Origin of the sequence: Nocardia concava NBRC 100430 (genome assembly GCF_000308815.1) — a bacterium.
Taxonomy (GTDB): Bacteria; Actinomycetota; Actinomycetes; order Mycobacteriales; family Mycobacteriaceae; genus Nocardia; species Nocardia concava.
Genome location: NZ_BAFX01000094.1, coordinates 14315 through 32611, shown reverse-complemented (window position 1 = coordinate 32611; position 18297 = coordinate 14315). Strand labels below are relative to the sequence as shown.

Here is an 18297-nt window from a genome sequence, read left to right as displayed (position 1 = left end):
GTCTGCGGGGCGGTCACCGGGTCACGACAGTGCGGCACGGTCAGATCTTGCGGATGACCGTGACGACCTTGCCGAGGATCTGGGCGTCATTGCCCGGAATCGGCTCGAACAGGGGGTTGTGCGGCATCAGCCACACCTGGGAACCGGTGCGCTTGAACGTTTTCACGGTGGCCTCGCCGTCGATCATGGCGGCCACGATGTCCCCGTTGTCGGCCACGTTCTGCTGACGCACGACCACCCAGTCGCCGTCGCAGATGGCCGCGTCGATCATCGACTGACCGACGACCTTGAGCAGGAACAGCGAACCCTCGCCGACCAGTTCGCGCGGCAGCGGGAAGACATCCTCCACCGCCTGCTCGGCCAGGATCGGGCCACCGGCGGCGATCCGGCCCAGGACCGGGACGTAGGTCGGGATCGGGTGCTCGTCCGAGGATTCGGCATCACCGTTGATCGCGCGTAGCTGCGGCGCGCCGGCCGCGGCGCGCATGGCCGTCTCGTCCAGGCCCCGGACGTCCACGGCGCGTGGGCGATTCGGGTCGCGGCGTAGATAGCCCTTGCGCTCGAGCGCCCGGAGCTGGTGCGCCACCGAGGAAGTCGAGGTGAGGCCGACGGCATCACCGATCTCGCGGATGCTGGGCGGATAGCCGCGGTCGTGCACCGAGGTGCGGATGACCTCCAGCACCTTGCGCTGGCGCACGGTCAGATCCGCGCCGGAGCCGGATTGCTCGGCGGACGAGCCGTCTCCTTGGAGACCAAGAGGTCCGTTATCACCTTCCGCGCCGCCGTGTTCGCTCACCGCCGCCGTCCTCCGTTCACTGCTGTCGCTCACCGGAATTCGTTCCCGGGCGCGGTCCGTCTCCTGTGCGGAGGGGCCCTCGCGTGCGTCCGGGGAACTCGTGACTCGACTGTAGACCGTGTGACGCGAGTGATCAAACATCTGTTCGACGCATGTCGTGGAAATCGTCGACATTGTCGGTGGGCCGTGGTAGAAATTCGAACATCAGTTCTTCGAACACATGATCGAGTCAGTTGTCCAGCATTATCCGGTCCGCCCTACTTTGGAGGTTGCTTCGATGCGCACCGTGGTCAGCGAAATCGACACTCTTGGAAGCGATCTGGGATTCGACAGCATCCCGTGGGAGCTGCGTTCCGATCGGTCACCGGCCCGCATGGCCGACGTCGTGGCGATGCCCGGCGCGGACCGTCGCCCCTGCCGTCCGCAGGTGCGGCCCGCCGCCCGGGTCCGTGTTCGACGCGATCATGTCGTCGTGCGACACGCGGCCGGACGCGCCCGGGGCATCCATCCGCTCGTGCGCGTGCAGCGCGCGCAGACCGGTTTCGCCGCCCTCGCCATCACCGCGCTCGTGAGCGCGCTCGCCGTGGCCGGGCTCATCGGCCTGGCCCAATTGCGTTCCGGCGACTTCGATTCGCAGACCACCCCGCCCGCCGTGCAGATGGCGCCCGCCCCCGCGCGATAGCGGCAGCGGTGCTCGACCGATTGCCGTGACGTAGCCGCCCTCCGGAATCGTGATCGACGGCCACAAGCTGGCCGAAAATGCAGATTGAAAACTGAAACGTGTTGCTACCGTCCCCCTGACTGTGACCGAGGCTACAAACGCAACAGGGGGCGTAATGCCGAGAGTACGAGGGCTGACCCGGTTGGCCGGGGTCCTCACCTGCCTGATGATCGGGCTCGTGACGGTACCGGCCGCACACGCCGAATCCACCTATGCCGCATACCTGGATCTACCGTCGGTCAATGGCGACGGCGGGGCCGGCGGCGGCTTGAACCCGGCGCTGCCCTTGGACCCGGACGCGCTGCGCGGAGCTTTGGATCAGGCGCGGGCCGCGGGCGTCGCGCCGCAGCACTACGCGACACTGCTGCACCAGTACTGGCTGGCGGTCGCGACCCGCAATGCCGATATCGACCTGGCCACCTGGGATCCCGCGCTCGGCGTGGCGGCCAATACCCGCACCTTCACCCAGGTCTACGTGAACTACTTGCGGCTCAACAACGCTCACACCGACTACTGGTGGACGGGTCTGGCCGGGCTGGCCGGTGGATCGTTCGCCTCGGGCTTCTTCGATATGGGCGATGTCGCGTCGATCCTCGGCGTGCCGGGGCTGCATCAGGTCGGCGATACGGTCGCGGATCTGCTGCGCGGCACCCCGCAGCAGCTGCTGGACATCCTGCCCGCCGATATCCGGACCCTGGGCGCCGAGGGCGCGCGGCTCACCGCCGAGGATCTGGCCTGGTACCAGACCCGGCTGATGATCATGCAGAAGCACATCTTCATCGACCAGGTCCCCATGCACGAGGCCTATGCGGCCGAGGGCCTGGCCGGGGTCGAGGAGATGTACCGGGCCGGTGTGCTCGACGAGAACGCCATCACCGCCTGGAGGGAGATCGCCGGGGGCACGCCGGAGGGTCTCGCCGACGCCGCGCTGCGCATGACCGACCGCGAGCAGAACCAGATCATCGCCGACCAGTGGGATGACACCTCGCACGGCCGCGGGGCCATGGGCCGGGTCATGACCTATGTGAGCACCCTCGGCGGCAAGGCGGCCGTGCCCGGCGTGCGGGCGCCCGGCGTCTTCGCGCCCGTCACCGTGACCGCGGGCACCATGTCGCTGCGCGCGCCGCTGCCCGACTTCAACTGGGCCGACCGCGACACGCGGTGGAACTACATCACCCACGACCTGCTGCCGCGCTATCTGGAACTGTGCGCGAATCCGGCCGTCGCGAGACCGGTTCTGGCGGTGCCGTTCTCGACCATGCTGAGCAACGGGCGGCTGATCCAGCGGCTGCCGGACCTGCTGGCCGATATGACCTCGCAATGGCAGTTGACCACCTGATTCCGGCCGCGTGACCCGGGCGGACACCGCGGACCTCGGCCGTCACGGTATCCTCGAGATTGCTCGAGGTTTTAGCCAACGAGGCATCGACGAAGGATCCCGGATGCATTGCCCGTATTGTCGCCATCCCGATTCGAGGGTGGTCGACTCACGTGAAGCCGAGGAAGGCACCGCCATCAGGAGGCGGCGTGCCTGTCCGGAGTGTGGGCGCCGGTTCACCACAGTCGAAACCGCGATTCTGTCGGTGGTGAAGCGCAGCGGCGTCACCGAACCGTTCAGCCGCGAAAAGGTCATTCGCGGTGTGAGCCGCGCCTGCCAGGGCCGCGAGGTCGACTCCGACGCGCTCAACCTGCTCGCCCAGCAGGTGGAGGATGCCGTGCGCGCCAAGGGTTCCCCCGAGGTGCCTAGTCACGAGGTCGGCCTGGCCATCCTCGGCCCGCTGCGCGATCTCGACGAGGTCGCCTACCTGCGCTTCGCCTCGGTGTACCGATCCTTCAGTTCCGCCGAGGATTTCGAACGCGAGATCGCCGACCTACGCAAGCACCGCGAGGAGACCGCGGTCGGCGCGACCGTCGAATAACCCGGTCGGTCCGACTCTCCCCGTCATTCCGGCGCGCTTTTGGCCGGAATCCACCACGGCTGCTGTGGATCCCGGCCAAAAGCATGCCGGGATGACGGGGGTTGATACATCAGCGCTTCTGCTGAGGCGGGCGGCGGGCGGCGTCGATGGCCTTCTCGATTCGCTTGGCCGAGACCGGATATGGCGTGCCCAGCTGCTGGGCGAAGAGGCTCACCCGGAGTTCCTCGATCATACACCAGATTTCGATGATGTCGCGGCCGCCCCGGCGGGATTCGGGGAGGTTGGCGACCAGGTGGTCGTAGGCCGCGTGCACGCGGTCGAGTTCGGCCATGCCTGCGCGGTCGCGATTGGCGGAGGCGGGCAGGGCCTCGAGGCGCAGGCGGGCGGCGGCCAGGTAGCGGGGGAGTTCCCGGAGCCGGGCACTGCCCCATTCGGCGATGAAGCCGGGGAAGACCAGGTCGTCGAGTTGGTGGGTGACATCGTCGGTGGCGTCGCGGTCGCGGGATTCGGCGAGCGCGGCGCGTAGCCGGTGGGCCTCGGCGAGGACCGGGACCACCGAGCGGACGATATTCGCCACGGCCGTGGTGAATTGGGGCCGGACCTTCTCCACCAGCGCCTGGAACTGCTCGGGGCTGCGGACCGGGCCGCCGTTGGCGGCGATGAGTTCGTCGGCGGCGCAGGCGCGGCAGTCCTCGACCAGCGCGTCCAGGCTGCCGTACGGATTTTGGCTCAGCGCAAGGCGATCGGTGGGCGGCAGGCCCGCGGTGACGGCGCGGGTGTTGGTGGTGATCGCGCCCAGCAGCAGGGCGCGGGTGCCGGTGCGCATGGCGGTGGCCTGCTCGGCGGGGGAGCTCAGGACCCGGACCGCCACGCCCTCGGGCTCGGCGACCAGGGCCGGGTAGCCGGTAATGGTCTGACCGCCGACCTGGCGCTTCACCGCGGTCGGGAGGTTGCCCAGCGATTCGGAGGTCCACACCGTGGCCGGGGCCCGTTCGGCGGCATTGTTGGCGCGCGCCACCGATTTCGAGACCTGTTCGGCCAGTTTGGTTTTCAGCTCGGCCAGGCTCTTGCTGCGCGCGACGATCGTGCCCGACGGGTCGGTGGCGGCGAAGGTCATGCGCAGGTGGTCGGGTAGGCCCGCCGGATCCAGGTGCGCGGCGGTGATGGTCACCGAGCCGAGCCGGGACAGCTCGCGGGCCAGGCCGGTGCGCAGCGGCTCGGCGCGCGGGGTGAGGCTGTCGAGCGCGGCCTTGGCGAAGTCCGGGGCGGGAACGACGGTGCGGCGCAACTGTTTCGGCAGGGTCTTGATGAAGGCCGCGGCCAGTTCCTCGCGCATGCCGGGGACCAGCCAGTCGAAGCCGACCGAGCGTACGTGCGCCAGCTGGGCGATCGGAATGTGCACGGTCACACCGTCATCGGCCTGTCCCGGCTCGAATTGATAGGTGAGCGGGAAGGTCAGCTCGCCCTGCCGCCAGCTGTCGGGGTAGGCGGTCGGATCCAGTACCGCCGCATCCTCGTTCACCACGGTGGAGGCGGTGAAGTCCAGCAGGGTGGGGTCCTGGCGCTGCGCCTTGCGCCACCAGCTGTCGAAGTGCCGCACCGAGACGATGTCGCCCGGAATTCGCTGATCGTAGAAGTCGAAGAGCACCTGATCGTCGACCAGGATGTCCCGGCGCCGCGCCCGATGCTCGAGATCGGCGACGTCCTCCAGCAATTCGCGGTTCCGCTCGAAGAACTGATGCTTGGTCTGCCACTCGCCCTGCACCAGCGCATGCCGGATGAACAGCTCGCGGGACAGCTCCGGATCGATCCGCCCGAAGTCCACCCGCCGCTGCGTCACCAGCGGAATCCCGTACAGCGTCACCCGCTCGTAGGCGGCCGCCGCCCCCCGCTTGGCCGACCAATGCGGCTCGGAATACGTGCGTTTCACCAAATCCCCAGCCAACCGCTCGGCCCACTCCGGCTCGATCCGCGCCGCGGTCCGCCCCCACAACCGCGAGGTCTCGACCAGTTCGGCCGCCATCACCCACCGCGGCGGCTTCTTCGCCAGCGACGATCCGGGGAAGATCATGAACTTGGCGTTCCGCGCACCCAGGAATTCCCGAGTCTCGGCCTCCCGCACGCCGATATGCGACAACATGCCCGCCAGCAACGCCTGATGAATCGACGTCATATCCCAGGGCAGCGAATCATTGTCGACCTTGGAGGCGAGGCTCTCCGCCAGCTCGGCCCGTCCACCGCCGGCAGCACCGCCGCGCCTACCTTGGGATCCGTTCCCGCGGCCCTGATTCCGGCCGCGCCGGTTGCGTGAGGTGCCCTCGCCGTCGCCGGAAACCGCTGCCGTGCGGTCGAATTGGGCGTCGGAGCCTTCGGTGTTCCAGCCGAGGCCGCGGGTGATGGTGCGGAGCTGGCCGTGCAGGTCCTGCCATTCGCGGATGCGGAGGTAGTGCAGGAATTCGTCGCGGCACATGCGGCGGAACTGGTTGGAGGACAGGGCGTTGCGCTGTTCTCGCAGGTAGTCCCAGAGGCGCAGGTAGGACAGGAAGTCGGAGCCCTCGACGGTGAAGCGGGCGTGTTTGGTGTCGGCGGCCTGCTGGTGCTCGACGGGGCGTTCGCGGACGTCCTGGATGGACAGGGCCGCGACGATGATGAGTACCTCGGCGAGGCAGCCGCCGCGGTTGGCCTCGACGAGCATGCGGGCCATGCGGGGATCGACGGGGATCTGCGCCATTTCGCGGCCGATGGGGGTCAGGATCAGGCTCGCGTCCGGAATGTCCTGGCGCTTGCTGGATTCGGCTTCGGCGCGGCCGAGCGCGCCGAGTTCCTCGAGCAGCGCGATGCCGTCGCGAATGGCCCGGCTGTCGGGCGCCTCGACGAACGGGAAGCTCTCGATGTCACCCAGGCCCAGCGCGGTCATCTGGAGAATGACGGCGGCCAGGTTGGTGCGCAGGATTTCCGGTTCGGTGAACTGCGGCCGGGATTCGAAGTCGTCCTCGGAGTACAGCCGGATGGCGATGCCGTCCGCGACACGGCCGCAGCGGCCGGACCGCTGCCGCGCCGAGGCCTGCGAGATCGATTCGATGGGCAGCCGCTGCACCTTGGTGCGCATGGAGTACCGCGAAATGCGTGCCGTGCCCGGATCGATCACGTACCGGATGCCCGGCACGGTCAGCGAGGTCTCGGCCACGTTGGTGGCCAGCACCACGCGCCGCCCGGTGTGCGCCTCGAACACCTTGTGCTGTTCGGCCGCCGACAGCCGCGCGTAGAGCGGCAGGATCTCGGTGTGCCGCAGTCGCATATCGCGCAGTGAGTCGGCGGTGTCGCGGATCTCGCGTTCACCGGAGAGGAAGACCAGGATGTCGCCGTCGCCCTCGGCCTGTAGCTCGCGGACCGCGTCGCCGATGGCGTCGGTGGGATCGCGATCGACGATCTGGGTGTCCTCGTCGTCGGGATCCTCGGAGGTGACCGGAAGTTCCAGCGACAGCGGCCGATAACGGATCTCCACCGGATAGGACCGCCCCGACACCTCGACAATCGGTGCGGGCGTGCCCTTCTCGTCACTGCTGGGGTCGTCTGTTTGCTTCGCAAAGTGGCGGGCGAACAGTTCCGGATCGATGGTCGCCGAGGTGATGATGATCTTCAGATCCGGCCGCTTCGGCAGCAGCTGCTTCAGATACCCCAGCAGGAAGTCGATATTGAGACTGCGTTCGTGCGCCTCGTCGATGATGATCGTGTCGTAGCGCCGCAGCAGCCGGTCGCGCTGGATCTCGGCCAGCAGGATGCCGTCGGTCATGAGCTTGACCAGCGTGCGATCCGACGCCTGATCGGTGAACCGGACCGTATAGCCGACCACGTCACCGAGTTCGGTGCCCAGCTCCTCGGCTATGCGCTCGGCTACCGTGCGCGCGGCCAGTCGCCGCGGCTGGGTGTGGCCGATGGTGCCGCGAATCCCGCGCCCGAGTTCCAGGCAGATCTTCGGGATCTGGGTCGTCTTGCCGGAGCCGGTCTCACCGGCCACGATCACGACCTGGTTTTCGGCGATGGCCTTGGCGATATCGTCGCGGCGCGCGGACACCGGTAGCTGTTCCGGATACGCGATGGCGGGGACGGCGGCCCGGCGGGCATCCACCCGGCGCTGGGCGGCGTCGATATCGGCTTCGAGTTCGGTGAGATCGCCGCCGCGGGCCTTGTCGAGCCGGCGACGCAATCGGTACTCGTCGCGGATCGAGAGATCGGCCAGGCGGGAACGAAGCTCGCGAGAGGTGGCGGCGGTCCTGGTCATTGCACCGTCAACGATAGCGAAAGGTTGATCCGGGCCGGTCGGCGCGGTGTCGGGTGATCGCGATCCGGGCTTGCGCGCGGGCCGAATCCGTGATTGCCCGAAGGATGCTCGATTCGGCGTATCGTCCGCATTTCCGGGCTCCGGCGTGCGAATATCGGGGAATGAACGACGTTGCGGTGCATCCGCTGTGGGGTCGGTTGGTGCTGCTGGCGGTGGCGGCGCTGGATATCGCGGCGGCGGTCTGGACCGCCACCCATCTGACCGCCGGTGGGACCATCGCAAACTTCTTCAGCTACTTCACGATCCAATCCAACGTGATCATCATCGCGGTCTGGCTCGGTGTCGCGCTGTTCGATCCGCAGGGGCGGCGCTGGCAGCTGATCCGCTGCGCGGCCACCCTGTACATCGTCATCACCGGCGTCGTCTACGCGCTGCTGCTGCAGAACATCGCCGTCGGCATCGCGTATCCGTGGACCAATGACACCCTGCACCGGGTGGCGCCGCTGGTCGCGTTCGTCGACTGGCTGCTGGTGCCCGCCGCGCTAGGGATCAGCGCCCGGCTCATCGGGGCGCTGCTCGCGTACCCGATCGTCTACGGCGTCTACACCTTGATTCGCGGCCCGATCGTCGACTGGTATCCGTACCCGTTCATCGATCCGCGGTCGCAGGGCTACGGGTCGATGGCGATCGGGCTGGTCGTCCTGGTCATCGCCTTCGTGATCCTGGCGGTCGCGATCATCTCGCTGGGAGAGCTGGCGAGCCGTTGGCGCGAACGCCGGTCAGTCGCGAGCTAGCTCCAGCGTCATGAACACGCTGTGCGGATCCGGAACGTAGTCGGCGAACGGCCCGCAGAATTCGAATCCGTAGCGCTCGTACAACCGCACCGCGGGCAGATAGAACTCCGCCGCCCCGGTCTCCAGGCTCAGCCGCGCGTACCCGCGCGCCCGGCCCGCATCGATGATGTGCCGCAACACCTGTGACGCCACCCCGCGCCCCCGGAACGCCGCGGTGGTCCGCATCGACTTGATCTCGCCGTGGGTCGGATCCAGCTCCTTGAGCGCTCCGCACCCGGCCAGCTCCCCGTCCTCCCACGCCGACCAGAAGGTGAGTTCGGGCTTGCGCAGCGCCTCGACGTCCAGTGCGTGCATGCTCTCCTCGGGCGAGTTGGCGAGCATCTCCCTCACGTGGTCCTCGAGCAGCCCGATCACCTCGGGTCCGGTGAGATCGTCGATCACGATGCGCATGGGGCCACGCTATCGACTGACCTCCAGCGCCAACCGGGCGACCTCCCGTGCCGTCCCCGCCGTAGCGGTGCGCGGAGTCTGCCCGCAGCGGTGACACTCGTTGTGGCCGGTCGGGTTTCGAGATCACCTCGAATGACCCGCGCCGACTGTTCGGAACGTCGTGGGGCGGACCGCAGCGGGCACTATTTCCGAGGGTGCCACCGCGGGGCGTCGGATACGTGCACGGCGCCCCGAAAAACCCAAGACGGCCCGGCAGCCGAAAGGCGCCGGGCCGTTGCCAATGGATGAGGAGTTGGCAGGGTTTCAGTCAGCGTTCGTGAGTTTCCTCCAGGACGGTCCGGCCCACCAGGGCGTAGCGGTCGGGGGAGCGGCGCTTGAGGTATTCGGCGAAACCGAAGCCGCCCAGCGCGATCGCGGCCACCAGCCACGGGGTGGCCTTCAGAACGAGGGAACCGGATTCGGTGCCCGCGGCGGTGCCCATATTGGTGACCAGCAGCAGCACCACGCCGATCATGGCGAGCCCGCCCAGCAGCGGTGCTGCGAAGGTCTTGAACCAGTGCCGGGTTTCGGGGTGGTTCTTGCGGAAGTAGTTCCAGACCGCGAAGGAGCAGGTGGCCTGCACGACCAGGATGGCCATGGTGCCCAGGATCGCCAGCAGTGTGTAGGTGCCGGAGTAGGGATCCTTACCGGCGATACCGAACCCGGCCACCAGCGCGATCGCGACCGCGGTCTGCACCAGGCCCGCGATGTGCGGCGAGCCGTGCTTGGGGTGGGTGCGCCCGACCGTGCGCTTGAGGACCGGGAACACACCCTCACGGCCGAGGGCGTAGAGGTAGCGGGCCGCGCAGTTGTGGAAGGCCATGCCGCAGGCCAGCGAACCGGTCATCATGAGCCACTGCATGGCGCTGACCGCCCAGTGCCCGACATAGGTCTGGGTCGGATGGAAGAACACGTCCATCGGGTTGGCCGAGGCGGCCAGGTCGGCGGATTCGGCAATGCCGTTGCCGGACATGGCCATCCAGGACACGAACACGTAGAAGATGCCCACGCCGATGACGGCGATCATGGTGGCCTTGGGGATGATCCGCTTGGGATCGCGCGACTCCTCGCCGTACATGGCCGTCGACTCGAACCCGACCCACGACCAGAACGCGAAGAACAGACCCAGCCCCGCCGACGGACCGGCGAAGGCGTTCACCGGATTCAGCGGCGCGAACGAGAACCCGTGCGGCCCACCGCCGTGCAGCGCCACCGCGACACCCATGATGGCCAGCACCAGGCACTCGGTACCGAGCAGCACGACCAGGAACTTCTCGGCCACGGCCACCCCGAACCAGGTGCCCATGGCATTGATCGCCAGCATGATGGCCGCGAACACCCACCACGGCACATCCCAGCCCAGCTGCGCGGACACCGTGCTCGCGCCGAAGCTGGAGAAGATTCCGACCAGCGAACCCTCGAACACCATGTAGGCGAAGGTCGCCAGCATTCCGGACGCCAGGCCCGCCGAACGGCCCAGGCCGAAGGAGATGAATCCGTAGAACGCGCCCGTCGCGGTGATGTGCTTGCTCATGGTGGTGAAGCCCACCGAGAACACCGCCAGCACCACCATGGCGATCAGGAACGCCGCGGGCGTGCCCTTACCGCTGCCCGCCGAGATCATGAACGGCACATTGCCGGTCATGGCGGTGATCGGCGCGGCCGTGGCAATGGCCATGAAGACGACACCGAGCAAACCGACGGCATTGGCCTTCAGCCGATGCACCCCGTCGGGTGGGGCGGTGGCGGTTGGCGCGGCGGTAGCGCGGTCGATCTGCTGCGTCATGGACCCGTCTCTCTACTGCGCCCGCCCCCGAAACACCGGGTGGCGGGTTCATTTCCGATGGGCCGGAACGTTATAGGCGGTCTGTAACAGGGGCGGGCCTGCGACGGTGACCGTCGGCGAGAAAGGCGCGAGAGTTTTGTCTCGCCTCGCGACAAGCCGTCGTTACTCGCGTTTACGTCGGCGCAATACGCGTCGGCGACGCTGTGGCAACCAGAGAGCTGTGTCTACCCGAGAGAGGCGTGCGCGAATGACAGCGGCCGCACCGAGCCCACCCCCGGTGGTCGAACGGTCGCCGCTGCGCGGATTGACCCGGCGCGAACTGCCTTTCGTGCCGGTGTTCGCGCAGTCGGTGGCCGCCATCGCACCCTCGGGCACGGCCGTGGTGACCCCGGCCTTCGTGATCGGCGCGGCCGGGGGCGGCGCGAGCGTGGCCGCGTTCCTGGCGGCGGCGCTGCTGGCCTGGGGTGTGGCGCTGGTGATTCGGCCCATGGCGCAGCGGCTGGCGGTCAGCGGCGGGCTGTACACGTATGTGGCGAAGGGGCTCGGGCCGTCGGTCGCGGTACCGGTCGGCTGGTCGGCGATCGTCGGGTACGCGAGTGTGAGCGTGGCGGGGCTGATCGCGGTGGGGACCTATCTGGATCAGATCGCGGTCACGGCCGGGTTCGCCGGATTCGGCGGGACCGCAACGATTATCGGGCTGCTACTGGTCGCGGCCGTGGTGGCGGCACTGCTCATGGTGCGCGGCATTAGGCTGTCCGCGTCGGCGACACTGCTGGTGGAGTGCGTGTCCGTGGTGACGGTGCTCGCGCTCATGGGTTATCTGCTCACCCGCGACACGCACGGCGCGCCCGCCGGACCGGCCTTCGAATGGCACGGCGGCACCGGCAATCTCGCCATGAGCGCGGTGGTGGCCATCAGCGCCTTCGTCGGATTCGAGAGCGCGACAACGCTGTCCGCCGAGGCGTACCGGCCGTTCCGGTCGGTGCCGCGGACCCTGGTCTGGACGCCGGTGGCGGCGGGCGTGATCTACCTGATCGCGGTGGCGGCGCAGGCGGTGGCGCTGGCCTCCGCGCCGGCGGGGACGGCGTCGAGTTCGACGCCGGTCACCGATCTGCTGCTGCAGGACAATTCGCGATTCCTGGGCGCGGTGCTGGATCTCGGGGTGGCGGCGTCGTTCTTCGCCTGCACCGTCGCCTCCGTCAATGCGCTGGTGCGGGTGCTGTTCACGATGGCCCGCGAGGGCATCGCACCGGCGGTCGTCGGGCGTGCGCATCCGCGCTTTCGGACCCCGGCGCCCGCGATCGTGGTAGCCGTGACGGCCGTGACCGGGTGCGCGCTGTGGTACCTGCTCTCGGGCGCCGAACCGCAGGACGGGATTCGGAGCTTCCTGACGCTGAGCGCGCTGGGCTATCTGGGCTCGTATCTGCTCGCCTGCCTGGCCACCCCGGCATTGTTGCGGCGGATCGGCGAATCCAGTCGTGCCATGACGATTCTCGGCCCGGTGCTCGCCGTATTGCTCGGCGCGCTCATGGTCGCCGCGGCGGTCTCGGCCCGCAATGACAATGTCACCGTGGTGATCGCGTACGCGGCCGTGCTGGCCGCCGCCGTCGTCTTCACGATCGGGCTGCGGGTTCTCGCGCCGGATCGGTTGCGCGGCATCGGAATCTACGATGAGCCGCAGCGCGCCGACCTGCTCCCGACCGTGACCTTCCGGTAGGCGCTGATGAAGGACACCGGCCGGACCAATACCGTCTCCAACTCGATCGCCATCCTGGAGGCGGTCGCCGACTGCGGTGTGGGCGTCACCGCCAAGGAGATCGCCGAACGTCTCGGCATCGCGCCCGCCACCACCTATCGGCTGCTCAATTCCCTTGTCGCGGACGAGTATCTGGTCCGCACTAGCGATCTGCGCGGGTTCGCGCTGGGCGCGCGGCTGCGCGGTTTCGCCGCCGCGGTCAACGTCCCCGTGGTCTCCACCGCCGCCCGCGACCTGCTCGACGATTTCCGCGCCTCCACTCGATTCGCCGTGCACCTCATGAACTTCCGTCCCGCCGCGGTGCAGGTGCTCAGCGAGGACCCCGACCACCCGATCCCGGGCGAGCGCGAACTCTCCCGGCACCTGCACGCCTCCGCCGCGGGCAAACTGCTGCTCGCCTCACGGACCGAATGGCGCGCGCTGGTCGCGAATCCGGTGCGCATCGCGGCCCGCACCAAGGTCGACCACGGCGCCCTCGCCGACGACCTGCACGCGGTCCGGGACGCCGGATACGCCAGGGCCGCGGACGAACTCGTCCCGGGCATCGCCTGCCTGGCCCTGCCGATCTACAACGCCCTCGGCGCGTTGGCGGGCGCGGTGTGCCTCACCGGCCCGAGCAACCGGCTCCCCGCCCTCGAGTCCCACCGTGACCCGGCCCTCGCCTGCGCCACCCGCCTCGGCCCGCTGCTGTACTGACTCGCGCGCCGCGGGCTGTGTCACAGCCGGTCGTAAATCGTGGCGAGCCGATCGAGCACCTCGGTGGCGGAGCGCAGCGCGGTGAGGTCCTGGTCGCCCAATTCGTCCTGTAGGGCGTCGGCCATGGCGGTCATGCGCTCGCGGCAGCGGACGCGTCCGGCGTCGGTCAGCGCGACCAGCACCGAGCGCTTGTCACCGGGGAGGCGCTCCCTGGTCACGTATCCGGCCGCGGCCAGCCCGTTGACCAGCTGAGTGGTTGCGGCGCCGGTCGTTTCGGCCTTGGCCGCGAGCTGGCCGATCGGCAGCGGTCCCTGTTCATCGAGCACGCGCAGGGCCCGGGCATGGGTGAGGGAGAGGGCCTCGGGTGATCGGGTCGCGCGCCCGCGCAGCCGGGAATCGGCCGCACTGAGCCGATACGCGGCCCGGGCCAGCAGATCGAGGGCGGTGGCGCGGTCGGATTCGCGGTCCGGTGTCACGGGCTTCTCCAGTCGACGGATCGTTCCAGGTTGACAACGAGCATAACCTAAGTACTTAATGAATAAGTACTTAGCAATTAAGTACTTAGCTATATCGAAGGGAATCGCCATGACCACTCGATCCGTCGGCCAGAGCTGGGCGCTCGACATCGCCTTGGCGCAAGGCGGTTTCGACGCCTTGCATCCGCAGGCCAAGGGCACCATGGAACAGCTCGGGCACGACCACACCGATTTCGACAAGGTCTTCGCTCTGGTGCAGAGCGGGGCGATGCTGCCCAAGGCGTGGGCGAGCATCGCCGCCCAGGCCGAGGAGCGCGCCGCGCATCACGAGCGAAACGGCTTCGGGCGCACCGCGGCCGACCTCTACACCCGGGCGGCGGTGATGTGGGGGCGGGCCCAGTATTCGTTCTTCGACGCCGCCGACCCGCGCAAGCTCGCCTTCCGCGAGCGCGCCGACCACTGCGTCGAACGACTGGGGAGCTTGCGTGGCGGCCTGGTCCGGCGGGTGGTCCTCGACTTCGAGGGCAAGCAGATCTTCGCGCTGCTGCACCTGCCGGCCGGGCCGGTGCAGGGGGCGCCGGCGGTGATTCTCGGCCCGGGCATGGACATGATCAAGGAGGACTACATCGCCGCGGCCGAGCGGTACTACACCTCGCGGGGCGTGGTCGCGCTGTCCATCGAAGGTCCGGGCCAGGGCGAGAGCCGCGCGAACGGTCTGACCGTCGATCTCACCAACTACGAGCGCGCCGTGCGGCGCTACCTCGACTATCTGATCGAGCTGCCGGAGGTGGATCCGCGCCGCATCGGCATGTTCGGCATCAGCATGAGCGGATATTGGGGATCGCGTGCGGCCGCAACGGATCCCAGGCTGGCGGCGCTGGCGGCCTTCGAGGCGCCGACCGGTGATTTCCGGACCATCTTCGAGCGGGCCCAGCCGACGTTCAAGAACAACTACATGTACATGGCCGGCTACCACGACCAGGCGGCCTTCGACCGTGAGCTGGCCGACCGGATGCCATTGGACGAACTGGTCGCCGACATCACCTGCCCGGTGCTGTACGGCATCGGGGAGTTCGACGAGCTGACACCGCTCGAGCAGGCGCTAGCCAATTACGAACTGGTGCGCGCGCCCAAGGAGATTCGCGTCTACGAGGGCGAATTCCATCCGCTCGGCGGCGTGGCGGCCGAGGTCTTCCGGTTCGGCGCCGAATGGCTGGAGCGGGCCCTGGCCGGAGAGTTCTCGACGCCGGGACGCGATGTGCGCCACCACGTCCACCGCGACGGGCGCACCACCGACGGCACCGCGGATCCGCAATGGTGGTCGGGCGCAGTGCCTTCCGCCATCGCGCGGTCGCGCGCGTAGGCCGCCGCCCACCCGGCCGAAAATCGGTGGCGACGGCCGGGCGGGCGCTTCTAACCTGGGACGACGTTCGATTGGGAAAGGATCAATTGGAAGCGACTGTCACGGTGACTCCGGATCAGTTGCCGGAGCTGCTGCTGCACGTCGCGGTGGTGCGTCCGGTCTTTCTGTGGGGAGCGCCCGGAATCGGGAAGAGCTCGCTGGTGCGCGCGTTCGGCGAGGCGCTCGGGCTGGAATGCGTCACGTTGCTCGGCACCCAGCTCGCGCCCGAGGACCTCATCGGCGTGCCGCAAATCGTGGAGAACCGCAGCCGATTCGCGCCGCCGGAGATGATCGCCCGGGATCAGCCGTACTGCCTGTTCCTCGACGAATTGAACGCCGCGCCCGCCGAGGTCCAGAAGTCCTTCTACTCGCTGATTCTCGATCGGCGCGTGGGCAACTACGAACTGCCCGCCGGATCCGTGGTCATCGGGGCGGGTAACCGCGCCACCGACAACGCACTCGCCCGGCCCATGGCCTCGGCGCTGGTCAACCGCATGGTGCACGTGCACCTGCGCGCCGATGTCGACGACTGGCTGAAGTGGGCCGGTAGCAACGACATTCACCCGTGGGTCATCGAATACGTCATGCAGCGGCCCGATCACCTGTGGTCGCAGCCGCCCAAGACCGAACAGCCGTTCTCCACCCCGCGCGGCTGGCACATGCTCTCCGACGCGCTGCACTCCTACGGCGAGGGCATCGACGACACCACGCTGTGGGTGCTCTGCTCCGGAATCCTCACCGCCGCACACGCTTCCGGCTTCCGAGCCTTCGTCAAGACGGTGCGGCACGCCTTCGATCTCGAGGCCGTCATCAAGGGCGACGCGGGCTGGCCGCGCAATCCCGCCGACCGCGACCTGCTGTACTTCCTGTCCGAGGCCTTCCGCGCACGGCTGATCAAGGAACTGCCCGAATCCCGCGACCACGCCTCACCCGGTATCAAGCGATTCTCGTTGCGTGCCAAGACCATGCTCACCGAGCTGGCGGAAATCTCGGTGGAGTGCGCGCAGTTGGTGATCGCCTCCGATGACAACGGGCTGCCGGTGCTGCCGTCCTGGTTCCTGATCGAGGTCACCCGGGACCTGCCGCGCCTGGCCGCCCGGAGGTAGCTATGGCCGCAGGCTCGAAACGCAAGCGCGGCAAGGTGATCGACCCGTGGAAGGAACACCTCGACAACGGGTGGAAGCAGGTCATCAATCAGGCCGTCTTCCGGCGGATGCACACCTGGCTGGCCGAATCCGACGGCCGCCTGCCCGACGACGTGATGGCCGTCATCTCACCGTCGGGCACGGTGCACTACAACTCGAAGCGGCGGGCCACGGCCGACGAATGGGCCTGGATCTTCGCGCATCTGCTGCTGCACGCTGGATTCGGGCACCTCGATCCCCGCGAGGTACCCGAGCGCGCGCTCGAACCGAACGCCTACGCGCGCACCTGGATCAGCGCGTCGCAGCAACCCCATCCGGTCTATCGCGCCGCGTGCTGCACGCTGATCGATCAGTACCTGCTCACGCTGAAGATCGGGCGGCCGCCGATCGATCTGCCGCCCGCGCCGGGCGGCTCCGACGAGCGGGCGCTGGCCGAACGCTGGTGGCAGACCAGTGTGCCGGAAGCCTATCGGCGCAGTGAGTATCCGGACTTCTTCGTCGGCACTGTCGAGGACGCAAAGAAGTTCGATCACCAGTCGAAACTCGCCATCGGCATCGGTGAGGCCGCGCGCGACGCCCTCGAAGCCGCCGGACGCGATGTCACCCGCGGGCGGGCCGCCACGCTGCGCGTCTGGGATCGGGCGTTGAACTGGTTCGTCTCCTCCTATCCGCTGCTGGGTGCGCTGGCGGCCGGAATGAAGATCGTCGCCGACGCGGACGTGGCGCGCGGCTGGGACATCTCGATCGCGGCGGTGAACGCCGAAGCCGCGGAGATCTATATCAATCCGCTGCGCACGCTGTCCGAGGCGGAATGGAGATTCGTTCTCGCACACGAGATGCTGCACGCGGCACTGCGCCACGGTGAGCGCGCGGGGTGGCGCGACCACTACCTGTTCAATGTCGCCTGCGATTACGTGGTCAACGGCTGGCTGGTGGAGATGGGCGTCGGACAGCTGCCCGAGGGACTGCTCTACGACCCGCAGCTGAAAGGGCTGTCCGCCGAACACATCTACGACCGCATCGCCACCGATCTGCGGCGGCTGCGCAAGATCGCCACGCTGCGCGGACGCGGCAAGGGCGACATCATCGGCGAGCCGCTGCCGCACGGCAACGCGCCGGGCCGCTACCTGGATCTGGACGAGTACTACCGCAATGCCATGAGCCGCGGCCTGGCCTTCCACCTGTCCAGCGGTCGCGGCCTGCTGCCGGCCGGGCTGGAACAGGAGATCCGCGCCCTCGATCAGCCCCCGCTGCCCTGGGATGCCCAGCTCGCCAACTGGTTCGACGAGCACATCCCGGCCGTCGAGAAGCGCCGCAGCTACGCGCGCGCCTCACGCCGCCAATCGTCCACGCCCGATATCCCGCGCCCGGCGTGGCTGCGGCCCGAGGAATCGGTGCGGCTGCCCACCTTCGGGGTCGTGCTGGACACCTCGGGGTCGATGTCGAAGGAACTCATGGGCAAGGGGCTGGGCGCGATCGCCTCCTACGCCTCGGCGCGCGATGTGCCGCGTGCGCGAGTCGTGTACTGCGATGCGGCCGCTCACGATGCGGGGTATGTGCCGGTCGACGAGATCGCCTCCGGGGTCCGGGTCCGCGGTCGCGGCGGCACCGTGCTGCAGCCGGGCATCCGGCTGCTCGAACAGGCCGACGACTTCCCGGCCGATGGACCGATCCTGGTCATCACCGACGGCATGATCGATGTGCTGCGCATCCGGCGCGAGCACGCGTTTCTGATCCCCGCGGGCGCCTCGCTACCCTTCCGTCCCCACGGGCCCGTCTTCCGAATCCGTTGACGCGGTGGCGGATCGAACCCCGGCCGCGCCCGCCTGTGCCTCGAGTGCGCTGAGCCGCGCGTCGAAATTCCGCATGTCCTGCAGGATGCCCTTCATGGCCTCGGCCATCTGCTCCACCGAATAGCGCAGCAGGTTCAGATTCGCTCGTAAGTCGGCGATGGGGTCGATCGGGTCGGCGTTCGGGCGCGAGCGCATGCGGGTACTCCTCTGTTTCATACGTATGCGTAGCAACCGTGCAGGCT

At 68.4% G+C, this 18297-nt stretch carries 15 protein-coding genes; 9 read left to right on the top strand and 6 right to left on the bottom strand.

The window, feature by feature from the left end:
* Nucleotides 1–40: 40 nt before the first annotated feature.
* The gene (lexA, locus tag ON43_RS21390) at nucleotides 41–703 is read right to left on the bottom strand and encodes a transcriptional repressor LexA (protein WP_051178876.1); all 663 of its coding nucleotides are present in this window, start codon (nucleotides 701–703) and stop codon (nucleotides 41–43) included.
* A gap of 370 nt (nucleotides 704–1073) precedes the next feature.
* Here lexA and ON43_RS21385 point away from each other — a divergent pair, with 370 nt between their 5' ends.
* The 3 genes from ON43_RS21385 (at nucleotide 1074) to nrdR (ending at nucleotide 3436) form a co-directional block, all read left to right on the top strand.
* Nucleotides 1074–1478: a hypothetical protein gene (locus ON43_RS21385; protein ID WP_040810139.1), complete on the top strand. Its 405-nt coding sequence runs from the start codon at nucleotides 1074–1076 to the stop codon at nucleotides 1476–1478.
* A gap of 154 nt (nucleotides 1479–1632) precedes the next feature.
* Complete coding sequence (locus tag ON43_RS21380; protein WP_040810137.1) at nucleotides 1633–2856, top strand: hypothetical protein; 1224 nt, start codon at nucleotides 1633–1635, stop codon at nucleotides 2854–2856.
* 103 nt (nucleotides 2857–2959) lie between these two features.
* Nucleotides 2960–3436 carry a transcriptional regulator NrdR gene (gene nrdR, locus ON43_RS21375; protein ID WP_040810135.1) on the top strand — a complete coding sequence of 159 codons (477 nt, stop codon included), beginning with the start codon at nucleotides 2960–2962 and terminating at the stop codon, nucleotides 3434–3436.
* Between the two features lie 109 nt (nucleotides 3437–3545).
* Here nrdR and hrpA read toward each other — a convergent pair whose 3' ends face one another.
* The gene (hrpA, locus tag ON43_RS21370; protein ID WP_063712589.1) at nucleotides 3546–7718 is read right to left on the bottom strand and encodes an ATP-dependent RNA helicase HrpA; all 4173 of its coding nucleotides are present in this window, start codon (nucleotides 7716–7718) and stop codon (nucleotides 3546–3548) included.
* Between the two features lie 161 nt (nucleotides 7719–7879).
* Here hrpA and ON43_RS21365 point away from each other — a divergent pair, with 161 nt between their 5' ends.
* On the top strand, nucleotides 7880–8512 hold the full coding sequence (locus ON43_RS21365) for a Pr6Pr family membrane protein (protein WP_051178874.1): 633 nt from the start codon (nucleotides 7880–7882) through the stop codon (nucleotides 8510–8512).
* On the opposite strand, the gene ON43_RS21360 is transcribed toward ON43_RS21365, so the two are convergent.
* The gene (locus tag ON43_RS21360; protein ID WP_040810133.1) at nucleotides 8498–8962 is read right to left on the bottom strand and encodes a GNAT family N-acetyltransferase; all 465 of its coding nucleotides are present in this window, start codon (nucleotides 8960–8962) and stop codon (nucleotides 8498–8500) included. The two genes, ON43_RS21365 and ON43_RS21360, sit on opposite strands and share 15 nt — an antisense overlap.
* Nucleotides 8963–9269: 307 nt before the next feature.
* A complete protein-coding gene (locus ON43_RS21355) occupies nucleotides 9270–10787 on the bottom strand; it encodes an APC family permease (RefSeq protein WP_040810131.1) in 1518 nt (505 codons plus the stop codon).
* Nucleotides 10788–11034: 247 nt separating this feature from the next.
* Between ON43_RS21355 and ON43_RS21350 the strand changes: the two genes are divergently transcribed.
* On the top strand, nucleotides 11035–12504 hold the full coding sequence (locus ON43_RS21350; protein ID WP_040810129.1) for an APC family permease: 1470 nt from the start codon (nucleotides 11035–11037) through the stop codon (nucleotides 12502–12504).
* Between the two features lie 6 nt (nucleotides 12505–12510).
* Nucleotides 12511–13239 carry an IclR family transcriptional regulator gene (locus ON43_RS21345; RefSeq protein WP_040810127.1) on the top strand — a complete coding sequence of 243 codons (729 nt, stop codon included), beginning with the start codon at nucleotides 12511–12513 and terminating at the stop codon, nucleotides 13237–13239.
* Between the two features lie 20 nt (nucleotides 13240–13259).
* Here ON43_RS21345 and ON43_RS21340 read toward each other — a convergent pair whose 3' ends face one another.
* On the bottom strand, nucleotides 13260–13715 hold the full coding sequence (locus ON43_RS21340) for a MarR family winged helix-turn-helix transcriptional regulator (RefSeq protein ID WP_040810125.1): 456 nt from the start codon (nucleotides 13713–13715) through the stop codon (nucleotides 13260–13262).
* 109 nt (nucleotides 13716–13824) lie between these two features.
* Here ON43_RS21340 and ON43_RS21335 point away from each other — a divergent pair, with 109 nt between their 5' ends.
* The 3 genes from ON43_RS21335 (at nucleotide 13825) to ON43_RS21325 (ending at nucleotide 18055) form a co-directional block, all read left to right on the top strand.
* The gene (locus tag ON43_RS21335) at nucleotides 13825–15078 is read left to right on the top strand and encodes an alpha/beta hydrolase (protein WP_040810124.1); all 1254 of its coding nucleotides are present in this window, start codon (nucleotides 13825–13827) and stop codon (nucleotides 15076–15078) included.
* 86 nt (nucleotides 15079–15164) lie between these two features.
* Nucleotides 15165–16223, top strand: a complete 1059-nt coding sequence (locus ON43_RS21330; RefSeq protein WP_040810122.1) for an ATP-binding protein — start codon at nucleotides 15165–15167, stop codon at nucleotides 16221–16223.
* 2 nt (nucleotides 16224–16225) lie between these two features.
* The gene (locus ON43_RS21325) at nucleotides 16226–18055 is read left to right on the top strand and encodes a vWA domain-containing protein (RefSeq protein WP_040810120.1); all 1830 of its coding nucleotides are present in this window, start codon (nucleotides 16226–16228) and stop codon (nucleotides 18053–18055) included.
* Here ON43_RS21325 and ON43_RS21320 read toward each other — a convergent pair.
* On the bottom strand, nucleotides 18014–18250 hold the full coding sequence (locus ON43_RS21320; RefSeq protein ID WP_040810118.1) for a hypothetical protein: 237 nt from the start codon (nucleotides 18248–18250) through the stop codon (nucleotides 18014–18016). The genes ON43_RS21325 and ON43_RS21320 overlap by 42 nt on opposite strands.
* Nucleotides 18251–18297 lie beyond the last annotated feature (47 nt).

What these genes read in the sequence shown, in the direction of transcription:
- ON43_RS21385 (WP_040810139.1), top strand. Translation starts at nt 1,074, where the DNA reads ATGCGCACCGTGGTCAGCGAAATCGACACTCTTGGAAGCGATCTGGGA.
- ON43_RS21380 (WP_040810137.1), top strand. Translation starts at nt 1,633, where the DNA reads ATGCCGAGAGTACGAGGGCTGACCCGGTTGGCCGGGGTCCTCACCTGC.
- nrdR (WP_040810135.1), top strand. Translation starts at nt 2,960, where the DNA reads ATGCATTGCCCGTATTGTCGCCATCCCGATTCGAGGGTGGTCGACTCA.
- hrpA (WP_063712589.1), bottom strand. Translation starts at nt 7,718, where the DNA reads ATGACCAGGACCGCCGCCACCTCTCGCGAGCTTCGTTCCCGCCTGGCC.
- ON43_RS21365 (WP_051178874.1), top strand. Translation starts at nt 7,880, where the DNA reads ATGAACGACGTTGCGGTGCATCCGCTGTGGGGTCGGTTGGTGCTGCTG.
- ON43_RS21360 (WP_040810133.1), bottom strand. Translation starts at nt 8,962, where the DNA reads ATGCGCATCGTGATCGACGATCTCACCGGACCCGAGGTGATCGGGCTG.
- ON43_RS21355 (WP_040810131.1), bottom strand. Translation starts at nt 10,787, where the DNA reads ATGACGCAGCAGATCGACCGCGCTACCGCCGCGCCAACCGCCACCGCC.
- ON43_RS21350 (WP_040810129.1), top strand. Translation starts at nt 11,035, where the DNA reads ATGACAGCGGCCGCACCGAGCCCACCCCCGGTGGTCGAACGGTCGCCG.
- ON43_RS21345 (WP_040810127.1), top strand. Translation starts at nt 12,511, where the DNA reads ATGAAGGACACCGGCCGGACCAATACCGTCTCCAACTCGATCGCCATC.
- ON43_RS21335 (WP_040810124.1), top strand. Translation starts at nt 13,825, where the DNA reads ATGACCACTCGATCCGTCGGCCAGAGCTGGGCGCTCGACATCGCCTTG.
- ON43_RS21325 (WP_040810120.1), top strand. Translation starts at nt 16,226, where the DNA reads ATGGCCGCAGGCTCGAAACGCAAGCGCGGCAAGGTGATCGACCCGTGG.
- ON43_RS21320 (WP_040810118.1), bottom strand. Translation starts at nt 18,250, where the DNA reads ATGCGCTCGCGCCCGAACGCCGACCCGATCGACCCCATCGCCGACTTA.